The sequence below is a fragment of the Stenotrophomonas sp. STEN056 genome (genome assembly GCF_056759635.1).
This window is the reverse complement of sequence record NZ_JBRRDL010000021.1, coordinates 55,604-68,689: the sequence shown is the minus strand read 5'-3', so window position 1 is coordinate 68,689 and position 13,086 is coordinate 55,604. Positions and strand designations below refer to the sequence as shown.

Annotated in this window: 11 protein-coding genes; 4 read left to right on the top strand and 7 right to left on the bottom strand. The window is 65.3% G+C overall.

Annotated elements, in window-relative coordinates; translation table 11 throughout:
• Positions 1 to 142 precede the first annotated feature (142 nt).
• Positions 143 to 715: an OmpO family porin gene (locus ACVOLO_RS12335; RefSeq protein WP_481570595.1), complete on the bottom strand. Its 573-nt coding sequence runs from the start codon at positions 713 to 715 to the stop codon at positions 143 to 145.
• Between the two features lie 574 nt (positions 716 to 1,289).
• Here ACVOLO_RS12335 and ACVOLO_RS12330 point away from each other — a divergent pair.
• Positions 1,290 to 2,819 carry an esterase/lipase family protein gene (locus tag ACVOLO_RS12330; RefSeq protein WP_481570594.1) on the top strand — a complete coding sequence of 510 codons (1,530 nt, stop codon included), beginning with the start codon at positions 1,290 to 1,292 and terminating at the stop codon, positions 2,817 to 2,819.
• Between the two features lie 19 nt (positions 2,820 to 2,838).
• On the opposite strand, the gene ACVOLO_RS12325 is transcribed toward ACVOLO_RS12330, so the two are convergent.
• The 6 genes from ACVOLO_RS12325 to ACVOLO_RS12300 all read right to left on the bottom strand — a co-directional run bounded on the left by ACVOLO_RS12325 (position 2,839) and on the right by ACVOLO_RS12300 (position 7,765).
• Positions 2,839 to 3,237 (bottom strand): DoxX family protein, encoded by a 399-nt coding sequence (locus ACVOLO_RS12325; RefSeq protein WP_481570593.1) that lies wholly within the window; start codon positions 3,235 to 3,237, stop codon positions 2,839 to 2,841.
• Positions 3,234 to 4,217 (bottom strand): HlyD family secretion protein, encoded by a 984-nt coding sequence (locus ACVOLO_RS12320; protein ID WP_481570592.1) that lies wholly within the window; start codon positions 4,215 to 4,217, stop codon positions 3,234 to 3,236. Before ACVOLO_RS12320 ends, ACVOLO_RS12325 begins: the two co-directional genes overlap by 4 nt.
• 22 nt (positions 4,218 to 4,239) lie before the next feature.
• Positions 4,240 to 4,440, bottom strand: a complete 201-nt coding sequence (locus ACVOLO_RS12315; RefSeq protein WP_313273837.1) for a DUF1656 domain-containing protein — start codon at positions 4,438 to 4,440, stop codon at positions 4,240 to 4,242.
• Positions 4,430 to 6,619: an FUSC family protein gene (locus ACVOLO_RS12310; protein ID WP_481570591.1), complete on the bottom strand. Its 2,190-nt coding sequence runs from the start codon at positions 6,617 to 6,619 to the stop codon at positions 4,430 to 4,432. Before ACVOLO_RS12310 ends, ACVOLO_RS12315 begins: the two co-directional genes overlap by 11 nt.
• Before the next feature lie 56 nt (positions 6,620 to 6,675).
• Positions 6,676 to 7,317 carry a hydrolase gene (locus ACVOLO_RS12305; protein WP_313273842.1) on the bottom strand — a complete coding sequence of 214 codons (642 nt, stop codon included), beginning with the start codon at positions 7,315 to 7,317 and terminating at the stop codon, positions 6,676 to 6,678.
• 151 nt (positions 7,318 to 7,468) lie between these two features.
• Positions 7,469 to 7,765, bottom strand: a complete 297-nt coding sequence (locus ACVOLO_RS12300; RefSeq protein ID WP_481570590.1) for a putative quinol monooxygenase — start codon at positions 7,763 to 7,765, stop codon at positions 7,469 to 7,471.
• Between the two features lie 417 nt (positions 7,766 to 8,182).
• Between ACVOLO_RS12300 and ACVOLO_RS12295 the strand changes: the two genes are divergently transcribed.
• The 3 genes from ACVOLO_RS12295 (at position 8,183) to ACVOLO_RS12285 (ending at position 13,032) form a co-directional block, all read left to right on the top strand.
• Positions 8,183 to 8,692: an RNA polymerase sigma factor gene (locus ACVOLO_RS12295; protein WP_481570589.1), complete on the top strand. Its 510-nt coding sequence runs from the start codon at positions 8,183 to 8,185 to the stop codon at positions 8,690 to 8,692.
• A gap of 114 nt (positions 8,693 to 8,806) precedes the next feature.
• Positions 8,807 to 9,757, top strand: coding sequence for a FecR family protein (locus ACVOLO_RS12290; RefSeq protein ID WP_481570587.1), 951 nt, complete (start codon positions 8,807 to 8,809; stop codon positions 9,755 to 9,757).
• Between the two features lie 221 nt (positions 9,758 to 9,978).
• Positions 9,979 to 13,032, top strand: coding sequence for a TonB-dependent receptor (locus ACVOLO_RS12285; RefSeq protein WP_481570586.1), 3,054 nt, complete (start codon positions 9,979 to 9,981; stop codon positions 13,030 to 13,032).
• Positions 13,033 to 13,086: the final 54 nt, after the last annotated feature.

Below are 13,086 nucleotides of genomic sequence, written 5' to 3'. Positions count from 1 at the left end.
GCGAATCCCCAATCTCGATTCCCGATTCCCGATTCCCGGCACCCAACCCCCAAACAGAAAGAAGCCCGGTCTGGGGGAGACCGGGCTTCCGGGGCGCGTGGGAGAGAGAGCACGCGCCTTTACAACACTGTGCAGCCGAGGCTTACCAGGTGAAGCGCGGGCCGACGAACCACTCACGGTCGCCAGCCTTGGCCAGCTTCACTTCGCCGGTCAGGCCCCAATTGGCGTTGAACTTGCCAGTCGCGCCGACGCGGCCGTAGAACTCGCCGTCCGGGTTGTAGCCGTGCTTCTTGCTGTAATCCTCGTAACCGGCCAGGACATAGCCTTCAAAGTTCGGGGTGAAGGCGGTACGCACGCCGACTTCAGCGCTGTAGCCGTTGAACGTCGTGCCGTAGTCCGGATCGAACTTCTGGTATGCAGCGCGGGCCAGCAGGTCGGTATTCGGAGCCACGGTGTAGTTGTAGCCGACACCCAGGCGCCACTGGTCGAAATCAACCTTGCCCTTGTCGGTTTCCTGGGCGTTGTATTCACCGAAGATGTGGAAGTTCGGGTGCACAGCAACCGAGCCCTTCACAGCCCAACCATCGGCGTCGCCACCCTTGGCGTCGGTGTTGACGTAACCACCTTCCACGTAGTTGTAGGACAGGCCATCAGCAGCCGAGGCAGCGAACGGCAGAGCGGCCAGCAGGCCCAGAGCGATCAGGGAAGTCTTCATAATCGGGATTACCTTTTTTATTGGTTTGATCGATGCAGCGGTGAAACCGTTTGCTGCTCGACAGGTGTGAATTATCCGTTAGCCAACGGAATCAACCCTGAATATCAAACTGACCAGTACATAAATTAGGCGTGCCCCCGGGGAACTTCTGTGGCGGTGATTGGGCCATGGCTCGGCCCCCATCCAAGGCGTCACTGAAACCCTGTGCCGGTGTCACCCCGCCAACGCAGGCGGCAAGGCAGCAAGGTGGGAGGGATGGAAGATGAGATCCGAAGCTGGCGGGCATGGCGCGCGTCTCCCGCTGTGCGTGGAGGCGAGGGCACAGCGGTGGCACGGGATTCGGCATGCGGCGCGTATATGATTTTCAGTCTTTCAAACGGTCCGGCCTGATGTCCCGCCGCTGGAGACAATGATGGGTGCGCTTGCCTGGGTTGGTTTGTGGCGCGGGCCTGCGGGAATGCTGGCCTTTGCCGCGCTTCTTGGTGGCTGTGCAAGCACGCCCGAAGCCATGCGTGCCGATGCTGCCGTGGCGGAATCTGTGCCCTGTCAGGCGGCCGACACGTGCGCGCGGCCCATGGCTGCGGCGCGGACGTCCGCCCTCCGTGCCGAGCGTTTGTCCGATGGCGTGGCTGCAAACCGGCAGTGGCTCGCCTGTGCAGAAAAAGCGTACGCCGCGGCCGTGGTGGACGATGACAGGGCGCGTGCGGTGGCGCTGGCCAACCGTTGCACCGATCACCTGCTGCACGCGGCACTGCGGGAAAGCCGGCGCGGGTGGATGGAAGGCCGGCGGCATGTCGGTGGCGTTGAAATGCAGGTCGCCTTCCGCGGCATTTCGCCGAATCTGCAACACGCGCTTGAGTTGTCCCGTGCGGCGGATGTGTCGATGGCCATCTACGACGGGCAACGACACGCCAGCATCGGCTTCGGCGTGCCGCTCGTGGCCATGTCGCCACGCTGTGATGACCGGCCGGCCTGTGCGTTGTTGCCGGCGGAGGGCGTGTTTCGTGCCGTGACCGCGTGGGTGGAGCCGGCGGTGGGCGATGGGTTGCCGTTGCTGGTGGTCGCCGACCCGGAAAACGCCAGCGTTCCCGCGGCGCTGGGGGCGCTGTCGGTGGATCGCTCGGCGGCCTATGCCCTGGGCGCGCGCGCCTCGGCACTGAACAGGCAAGGTGTCTGGGGCCTGCTGGGCGGCAAGAAGGTCGGCCATCGTGCCGGTGTCTATCTGCTTGAGGACTACGACCCCAAGCGGCGCCCGGTGGTGATGATCCATGGCCTTGGAAGCAGCCCGCTGATCTGGGCAAAGACATCAAATGCAATCTGGGGCGATCCGCTGCTGCGGCGGAATTTCCAGGTCTGGCATGTGGTGTACCAGACCAACGCGCCGCTGCTGATCACACGCCGCCGCGTCCAGACCTACCTGGATGCGGCGTGGCGCGCGCTGGACCCGGAAGGGGATGACCCGGCACGTCAGGGCATGGTGCTGGTGGGGCACAGCATGGGGGGCGTCGTGGCCAGGCTGTTGAGTGCCGACAGCGGCGAGGTGCTGTGGTCAGCGGCATTCAAGGTGCCGCCGGAGTCCCTGCAGGGCGCACCGGCGGACCGTGATGTCATCCGCGAGACGTTTCTGTTCTCGCACTACCCCGGTGTTGATCGTGCGATTTTCCTGGCCGCGCCACACCATGGCAGCCCGGCCGCCGATGGCTGGCTTGGCCGTGTGATGAACCGCCTGGTGGGGCGACGCGCACCGGAGCTGAAGGCGCTGGCCCGGCTTGCCCAGACGCAGCCGGGGGCGGTGCGCGAGGAACTCCGCGCCAGCTACCTGCAGTCGCGGCTGAACAGCATCGCCACCCTGAGGGTGGCGCAACCTGTGCGTCGGGTGGGGGAGTCACTGATGCCGCGCCCCGGCGTTTCCTACCACACGATTGCCGGGAGCCTCACCGGCGAGCAGCCGCCCGGCGACGGTGCAGTGCCGTTGGACAGCGCGTTGCTGCCCGCAGCGGCATCCACCCTGGTCATCGATGCTGATCACTACCTCTATCAGCGGGACGAGGCGGTGGATGAGGTGGTGCGCATCCTGCGGCAGGCTGCTGTCACCGGGCGTTGAAGCGCCGCGCCTTGCGTCGTTACAGCACGAATTTCCCGGGGCCGGCGGCAATCAGCAACAGACACCCGCCGATGATGCTGATGTGCTCCAGGAACCCGTTCTTCAGCGCTGCCCGCTCTGCAGCAGGCGCGGACCAGAACGGGTAGAACACCACGGCGGTCGCCAGGGTGAACCCGGCCAGCGCAATGGCCGCCCACGGGACGTAATGGCCGGCGGCGATGCAGGCGCCGGTGACCAGCTGCAGGGCGATGGTCGCCGAGAGTGCGAGCGCCGGCAGGGGCAGGCGCTTGGCATTCACCTCGGCCAATCCGGCCTTGAAATCAAACAGCTTCTCGATGCCGCTGGCCACGAACAGCAGCACCAGCAGCAGCCGGCCAACCAGCAGGAGGATGTCGTTGAGGTTGCCGGGGTCGTTCATTGCCGCGTACCTGCCGTGTCAGTGCCCCGGGCCGGGGCGGGAGTGAGCGTGACCGTGCAGGTCATGCCGGAAACCAGCATCACTTCGGCCGGCACCGGATCCAGCGCGATGCGCACCGGGATGCGTTGTGCCAGGCGGATCCAGGTAAAGACGGGATTGACGTTGTGCAGCTGGCCATCGCCACCGGCGTTGTCCCGGTCGGCAATGCCGGTGGCAATGCTTTCGACCCGGCCGGTCAGGTGCTGGCCTCCGGCCATCAGGCGGATGTCGGCCGAATCGCCCACGCGGATGCCGGGCAGGCGGGTTTCCTCGAAATAGCCGTATACCCAGTACGAACCGCTGGCGATGATGGCCATGCGCGACTGGCCGGCCTGGCCGTAATCGCCGGTGCGCAGGGTCAGGTTGGTGACCACGCCATCGACGGGTGCGGTGACCCGCGAGCGTTCCAGGTCGCGCAGGGCAATCTGGCGGGCGGCCAGGGCGGCTTCATAGGCCGCTTCGGCGGCATGCACGCCGGAACGGGCCGCGGCGTGGCTGCTGCGGGCCTGCGCGGCCACGGCCGAGGCGTCGGCCATGGCCTCGCGTGAAATGACCAGTTCACCCAGGGCCGCACGGCGCCGGGCCTGGGCCTGCTTCATGCTGCTTTCCGAGGCCCGCTCGGCCGACTGCGCGCGCGACAACCCACGCTGGGCCGCCGCCTGCGCCACGGCTGCTTCGGCCTTGGCCAGCGCATCCTCGAAGCGGACCGGGTCGATCTCATACAGCAGCTCGCCCTTCTTCACGACCTGGTTGTCCTGGACGTGCACCTGGACCACGGTGCCGGACACATCGGCCGCCACCTGCACCACATCGGCGCGGACGCGCCCGTCGCGTGTCCATGGGGCATGCATGTAGTCCTGCCACAGCCAGTGGGCGAGCAGCAGGGCGATGGCCAGCACAAGGGCTGTCAGGGCAAAGCGGATCCAGGAATGTGTAGTCATGGCAGCAATGTCGTTGGGGGCTTCATCGGCCCAGGGTGAGACCGGCGGCGGAAAACAACGCCAGGAACAGGGATGCGCGGAACAGCGAGGGGTGCCAGACATGGCGGTACAGGCCGGCGCGGGACAGCACCAGGTCCAGGCCGACGAACAGCACCGCACAGGCCATCAGGATCGGCAGCAGGCCGGGGACCAGCATCCCGAGGAATCCGATTTCACGCGGCATGGGCTTGTCCTTGCAGAGGGGACGAGGCGCTGGCATGGATCGGCAGCTCCTCGTCGGTGAGGGTCAGCTCCACCGAACGGAGCAGGGCGCGGATACGGAAAGTGGCCAGCACCAGTGGTGCTTCGTTGAACTGCTCCACGCGTGGCAGCGCCTCCAGCGCGGCACGGGTGGCCGCCAGCGCGTTCTGGTGGGCGTCGGGGCCGGGGCGTTCAAACAGCTCGGCCAGGGCGCGGGTCCAGTTCCGGCGCGCGGCCGGCCACTGGGGCGGCAACTGCGCGGCGTGTTGCTGGCTGGCTTCCCGGATCTGGATGATGGCCCGGCCCACCTCCATGGAGGCGAACGCCCAGCCCATCAGCTGCTTCCTGCCGATCCGCCCTTCCTCCGGCCGTCCCATCGCCTGCAGGATGAAGTCGCGCATGCTGCTTTCAAAATGCAGCAGGAGCGTGGGGCTGACTGGCGCGCGCGTGGCGGTACGCGCGACCAGCGCACGGATCTGGGTGAGGTAGCGCGCGGTGACCCAGTCGCCGGCGTAGGGCACCAGGATGGAGAACGACAGGCTGGCCACGCCGATGCCGATCAACATGGCAAAGCCGGTGTCCAGCAGCCCCATCGGGTCATATTGATGCGGGTTGTTGATGTTGCTGATGAAGCAGAAGTAGATGTTGAAGCCCAGGCCAAAGACGGCGAATTTCGGGAAGGTGCCCAGGTAGCTGCCCAGGAAGATGACCGGCGCGATCGCCAGGGCGAGCAGGGCAAAACCGTCCAGGCGGGGCAGCGCGAACGAATCGAAGACGAAGGCCGCCAGCCACCCGGCCAGGCACCCCAGGAAGATGTGCTTGCTTGCCTTGGCGGGGAACGGCAGCACGGCGAACAGCGCGCTGGTGATGGCCGTGGCAATCACCGCACTGCCACCGCCCGACCAGCCCGAGGCCACCCAAAGCCATGCAACCAGCAGCACGCTGATGGCCGCGCGCAATCCGGCCGCGCTGGCGGCCATGGCATTGGCGGTGCTGAGGATGCGGGTCCGGCGGGGCGGGTTGGCGCGGTCCGGCTGGGTGGGCCGGTCGCGGATGGCGATGAAGCTGCGCAGGTAGGCGCGCAGGTCGCCCACCGCGAAATAGAGCGCTGACGCCGCAGCGGCAAACGCATCCTCGGTATCCGTATCGGCAACATGCGTGCTGCGCAGCCGCGCGATGGTTGCCGGCAGCGCATGTACCAATGCATCCAACCGCAGCGCCAGGGTGCGCACCTCATCCAGCGGAATGCGGCCATCGTCGCCAGGGGCGGGCAGCAGCACGTACAAGTTTTCAAACAGCGCATCGATGGCCGCCAGCGCGTCTGCGGCGCCTGCGCGCTCGGCCCTGGCGCGGATCTGCCGCATCATGTGGAAGCCGGCGGCGGTGTCCAGGAAGTCGTGACTGAGGCTGGCCATCAGCGGTGCGCCGAGCCGGAGCGCGGGGTCCTCGAATATCGCCGCGCTGCGCAGCTGTTCTATCTGCGCACGCTCGCCCAGCAACTGCAGGTGCAGACGACTGGCCTGCGGCTGGGCATCGTTGATCTTCCAATGCAGTGAGTTGCGGATGAAGCCGATGAACGTGCTGGCGTGGCGGTGGCCCAGGGCGAACAGGGCTTCCTTGACGTGCAGCGGGAACAACAGCGCGCTGACCAGCGCCGCGGCGACAACACCGATGACGACCTCGCTCGCGGTGTGCACCACGTTGTCGAACACCGCATACGGCGCACTCCAGGCAGGAATGGCCACGATGGCCGTGGCATACCCGGTCAGCACGAAACCGTAGGACTGGTAGTTGCGGTAATAGGCCGCGCCGTAGACGCAGGCGGCGAGCCAGGCCGCCAGGGCGATGAAGAAGACCAGCGGTTGCTGTGCGAATGCGGCAATCAGCACCAGCCCCGCCAGACACCCGACCAGCATGCCGATGCCACGATAGACGCCACGCGCGATCACCATCCCGACGTGCTGGTGCATCATCAGGATCACCACCGAAACCGTGGCCGTGCGCGGGGGCGCCAGGTTCAGGCGCATGCACACCCACAGTGCCAACACCAGGGCGATACAGGTTTTTGTGGCGTGCAGTAACCGCGGGCGATCACCCTGCCACCAGCTGGCCAGGTGCGTCGTCAGTGGCTGCAGGCGGAGTGGCGCGGAAGATGCAGACATGATGCCCAGCTCGGAGAGAGGAGGCAGGACGGGTGTCCTGCCCCCATGGGGGCTACTTACTCGGCTTGGTCGTACGAGAACTGGATGCCCGCCGTGCCGCCGGTTTCGATGAAGAGCTTCATGAAGTCCGGCACGGTCTCCTTGCGCTGCCAGTCGCGCTGCAGCTCGCAGAACAGCTGCACCACGCTGATCGGCTTGGCACCGGCCTGCTCGATGCGGCGCAGCGCGGCTTCATGCGCGGCCACTGACGTGCCACCGACCGCGTCGACCACCACATAGACCTCGTAGCCTTCGCGCAGCGCGTCCAGCGCCGGGAAGGTCAGGCAGGCTTCGGTCCACAGCGCGGTCATGATCAACTTCTTGCGGCCGGTGGCTTCCACTGCCTTGCGGAACTCCACGTCTTCCCAGGAGTTGATGGTGGTGCGGTCGTAGGTCGGGTAGTTGCCCAGCACTTTGCGCAGCTGCGGGATCGGCGGCTTGTTCAGGCCAGTCTTCACGTTCACGGTGGAGTGCACGATCGGCAGGCCATAGGCCACGGCGGCCTTGGATGCGCCGACGATGTTGTTGACCAGCAGCTGGCGGTCCATCGAGGCGATGGAGTTCACCTGCACGGGCTGGTAGTCGATGATGATGAAGGCGGCGTTCTGCGGGGTCAGGAGATCGTCTTTCTTCGGGTCACGGATCGGTTCGCTGGACATGTTCATGTCTCCGGGAGTGTGGCGGCCAAGGGCCGCAGGGGTGCCCCGTGCAGGGGCGAACAAACGCGAGCCAACCACACATGCAACGTGGTGATTCCACGCGGCTGGCTGTTGTGATTTTCGATGGATGCCCTGTGAGGGGCGGTGAAGCTCAGGCCAAGCGTTCAAGCACCATGATGATTTCGCGCGACTGCACATCGTCGTCGCCATCGGCATGGAAGGCCTGGATGTGCGGTCCATCGTTGTGGTGCCGCTGCTGGTCTTCAGGGCTGGCCCAGCGTTCGATGAAAACAAAGCGCGCCTTGTCACCGGCGTCCTGGTAAAGGTCGTAGCGAAGGTTGCCTGCCTCGGCCCGTGACGGCTCGACCAGGTCGATCAGGTTGCTGCGGAGGTGGTCCTCGCGGCCGGGTTTGGCGCGCAGCACGACCAATGCATTGAGTTCATTCATGGGACACCTGCGCGGTGGGGAGTTGACTGGGCCCAACGATATTGGGGGCACCGAAGAGCGGGTAGACCCCAAAAAATAGTCTGAGCGTCCCATCTGGTGAACGGTTATCCCGCGGTGTTCCCGGCGTTGCATTGCCTTGACATCGACTTCACGCGATTGGCTGCGCACCGCACATGCCAGGCGGCCGAACCGGGCCGCGCATGTTTCAACGTGATGGTGTTTGCCGCCTGCATGCGAACGCTGTGTTCTGGCAGGTTTGGCCGCCTGCGTTGCAGGCTATGATGTGCAGCCAGCCAGCATCCGTGCCAGCCAACGCTCGAACACACGGAGAACGTGTCTGGCCATGCGCGGACGTTGCTGTCTTTCCCCGATTTTCAATGCAGGTGGCCGGCGGGTTGCAGGCCAGCGGGTGCACGCGTGAGCGCGCCACATTCGCGCCTGATGGAGAGCTTCCTGGCGCTCTATGACGAATTGTCCCGCCATCTGCGGCGCCGCACCGGCAGCCGCGAGCGTGCCGAAGACGTCATGCAGGACACCTACCTGCGCCTGCGCGATTCCGAGGCGCGACAACAGGATGATGCGCAGATCCAGGACCGCCGGGCCTTCATCTACCGGGTGGCGGGCAACCTGGCCATTGACGCGGTACGCCGTGAACAGCGCAGCCATGGAGATGGCGAGCCGGAGGCATCGCTGCCCGATACCGGGCCGGGCCCGGAGCAGCATGCCGCCGCCAGCGCGCAGATGCGGCGGCTGGACGCAGCACTGCGTGAGCTGCCACCAAACTGCCGGTTGGCTTTGTTGATGTTCCGCGTGGACGGGCTGTCGCATGCGCAGATCGCCCGCAAGCTGGGCGTGTCCGAAAGCATGGTGGCCAAGTACCTGGCGCAGGCGCTACGGCATTGCCGCCATCGGCTGGGCAACGATTGACGGAGCCGGCGGCACGCCTGCTGCAAGTTTGGGTTCCGGCAAACGTCTATAAACAGCAGGGGATCGTTTTCCTGCATTCCATTCCCTGCTGCGCAGCCTCTACGCCACGCCTTCATGCCCGACATATTCCGGTCCCGCAACACGGCCATTGATGAGGAAGCGACCGCCTGGCTGGTACGCATGGGGGGCAACCCCAGCGCCGCCGAGCGGAGCGCCTTCGCCCAATGGCGTGCGCGTTCGCCGGCACACACGCACGCATGGCAGCAGGCGCAGGCGTTGCTGGATGCCGTTGGCCACACTGAGGTGGCGCGCGAGCACCGGCAGTTTGTCCAGGTGGTCACCGCACCGGCGGCACGCCGGGGCATCAGCCGGCGCGCCTTGCTGGTTGGCGGGGCCTCAGCAGCGGCCTTGGCCGGGATCGGCGTGCTTGGCATCAACACAGCACTGCTTGCCGACCAGCGCACGGCGACGGGCGAACGGCGCGTGTTGGCCTTGCCCGATGGCTCGCGCGCATGGCTCAACACCGCCAGTGCGGTTTCCATGCGTTTTGCCCACCAGCAGCGTGAGCTGGTGTTGAGGGCGGGGGAGATATTCATCGACGTGGCCGCGGGCAATGCGCAGGCGTTCGTGCTGGTTGCCCGTGATGGCCAGCTGCGCACGCACGCGGCACGTTTCTCGTTGCGGCAGGAGGGGCGCCGCAGTGTGCTGACGGTGCTTTCCGGTGCCGTGGAGCTGGCCGGTCTTGCCGGCATTTCGACCATCAACGCCAACCAGCAACTGATCTTCAGTGGTGATGTCATCGGCCTGGCTACGCCTGCCGATGCCGATGCACTGACCGCCTGGACGCGCGGCAAGCTGATCTTCAACCAGCAGCCGCTGCAGAACATCGTGCGCGAACTGGAGCGCTACCAGCATGGCCGCGTGCTGGTGGTCGGCGAGCGCCTGCAGCAACTGCGGCTCAGCGGTGTCTTTGCCCTGGATGACCCGGAGGCGTTGTTGCGCACCGTGGCCCTGTTGGCCAACGCCGAGTTGGTACGCCTGCCGCTGCTCAGCGTGATCCGCTGAATCGGCGGCCTTGCCGCTGGCAGGTTGCAAGCAAAAAGGACGGAAGCACATATCGATGTGCTTATGCCCGATGGGCACTGCAAGTTTCGGGTGACAGGTTCGTCTATAGGAATGAGATGCATTTGCATCACTGGACGGCCCCGCTTTCCAGCGGGCTTCACTTTCCTGGACCGAAACGAACCATGCGACCCCTTTCTTCCCGTGCCTCCCGGCGCTGCCTGTTGTCCACTCTTGCCGTCAGCATTGCGCTTGCCGTGTCGGTGCCGGCGTTCGCCCAGACGAGGGCTGGCCAGGCGCCGGCCAGCTTCGATATCGCGCCGCAGTCGATGGACACCGCGCTGACCCGCCTGGCCGACCAGGCGGGCATCCGCATTCTGTTTGCCTCCGATGACGTGAGCGGCGTGCAGGCACGCACGCTCTCCGGCAACTACACCGCCGAGCAGGCGCTGGGCACCCTGCTGGCGCAGACCGGGCTGAACTGGCGCTGGCGCGAGCCCGGTGTCGTGGTGGTCAGCCGCACCCCCGCAGGCTCGGCGGCGGCCGGCAGTGTGGTGACCGGCACCTTGAACGTCAGTGGCCAGCGCGCCGATGCCCTGACCGGAGCGCAGCGTGACATCAAGGGCGCCGATGATGTTTATGACCTGGATCTGTCCAGCGTCTATGCGGGCAAGGAACAGATTGAACGGTACAAGGGCGCCGCGCCTGCGGATGTGTTCAAGGGCATGGTCAATGTCTACAGCGGCGATGCACGCAACAGCGGTGCGCTGGATCCCAACATCCGTGGCATCCAGGGGCCGGGCCGCATCCCCGTCAGCATCGACGGAACCGAGCAGGCCCTGACGGTCTGGCGCGGCTACATGGGCGCCAACAACCGCAACTACATCGACCCGAACCTGATCGGCGGCATCCAGGTCATCAAGGGCCCGCAGCTGCAGCGCAACGTCAACACTTCCGTCGGTGGCGCGGTGGTGATCAACACCCTGGACGTGGGCGACATCCTGGGGGACGGCGAAGGCTTTGGCGGTGAGGTGAAGATCGAGACGAGCAGCAACGCGGTGTCGCCGCGCCTGCCGACCCTGCTGACGGGCAAGAACTGGCGCGAGATCGACGGCTGGCCCAGCGCGACATGGAACTACTACGACCCCAGCCTGTATGTGACCCCGCGCAGTGGTGGCAACAACAATCTGTTCTCCGGCGATGACCAGGCGTATCGCATTGCGCTGGGCTGGCGCAGCGAACGCCTGGACGTGCTGGGCGCATACGCCTACCGCGAGAAGGGCAACCACTTTGCCGGCAAGAAGGATGCCGGCTACTACTCACATGCGGCAGAGAACGGTTGGGACTACATCCCGTTCCTGGCAAACATCTACAAGCCGGGTGACGAAGTTCCCAACACCTCGAGCCGGATGGAATCGTGGCTGGGCAAGATCACCTACCGCATCACCGACAGCCAGGTGCTGCAGCTGGGTGTGCGTGACACGCTTTCCCATTACGGCGAGATCATGCCCTCGCGCATTGCCTGGGTGGATGCGTCCACGCACGGCGTGCCGCAATGGCCGCTCAGCCGTGTCGACGCCAAGGCCTACAACCTGGAATACAAGTGGCAGCCGCAAGGCAGCCGCTGGATCGACCTGTACGCCAACCTCTGGCAGACCGACACCGTCAGCGATACCTACAGCAGCGGTGGCCGGCCAAATGATCCTGGTGCCTATGTCGTGCCCAATGCCTCGGGCACCGGCGGCCGTACCGTCAACAGCACGCTCCTGCGCAACACCGCCCTGGCCAATGCCGACAACACCCGCAAGGGCGTGACCCTGAGCAACAGCATTGCACTGGCGGACGAGCTGAAGTTGACCATTGGCGGCAACTACCAGCACGAGTCGCTGCGCTCGGACGACAGCTACTGGGACACGAGCATCAACAGCACCTTGCGCATGCTGCCGCGCGCCGGCCGGCGTGCGGAGAAGGAGCTGAGCTTCAAGCTGGAATGGCAGCCGTTTGACCGTCTTTCGCTTGCCGGTGGGCTGCGCTACCAGTCGTTCTGGGCGGTGGATGACTTTGCCCGGAAGATGGCGGCCGATGGCTATACGAACATCAGCACCGGCTCGCGTGAAAGCTACTACGGCCTGAGCTACTACACCGCCGATCCAAACCTGAGCGCTGCGCAGATCCAGGCGCTGGAGAATGGCTTCATCGCCGAGGGGCTGACCGGCTCGCGTCTGGACGATGCGATGAATTTCTGGGTGTACAACCAGCGCCAGGACGCATTGTGGGTGGCCGGTGCTGACGGCAAGTACTCCCGCGACACGAACCTGTTCCTCAATGGTTCGCTTGATGGCATTGAGTACCGCCAGCCCAGTGCAAACAGAGGCTACAGCCAGCTGCAGGACGTGCCCGATCCCACAAAGGTGGATGCAAGCAGGCGCAAATCCGGCAACGGCTGGGCACCGTCATTCTCGGCGGCGTTCCATATCAATGACGATGCGCGCGTGTACTTCCTGCACAACCAGACACGCCGCTTCCCGAGCATGTTTGAAAGCACGCTGGGGTTTTCCGCATCGATACCGGCATCCCATCTGAAGCCGGAGCATGTGTACAGCTACGAGCTGGGCTATGTGCACGACCTGTCCGCCCTGCTGAATACCGGCGAAAACGGCCATGCCGATTTCAAGCTGGCCTATTACCACCACCGCACGCGTGACGTGATCGAGCGCGATCCGAACCTGCTTTTCAGCAACCTGGACAAGCAGGTCATTCGCGGCATCGAAATGCAGAGCCGCTATGACAACGGCCGCTTTTTCGCCGACCTGAGCGCCGCCCACACCTTCGAGAACACGGTGTGCGATGAGAGCACGGCCGCGCAGCTTGATCCCACCAGGGGCGGTGTAAAGAACTGCGTGGACAACGGCTTCGTCGGCGGCTACCTGGTCACCCAGGCCATTCCCGACTGGACGGTCAACCTGCTGCTGGGCGCGCGCTTCCTGGAACGGAAGCTGGAGCTGGGCACGCGCGGTGTCTATTACAGCGCCTTCGACAACCCCTACAAGGACAACTACGGCACGCAGACCATGGTGCCGTACTACGCCAATACGCCGATGCAATGGGGCCGCATCCTCACCTACGACGCCTACGTCGCCTACCGCCCCATCGAAGCACTGAGCCTGGAGTTGGTGGGCACCAATCTCGGCAATCTCTACTACATCGATCCACTGACGCGCTCGGCCATGGCCGCGCCAGGCCGCACCCTGAAATTGAGCATGAACTACCGCTTCTGAGCCACCGAATCCGGAGCAGTTGCAACCGGGAAAGGATGCCCGAACCCCCGCAGT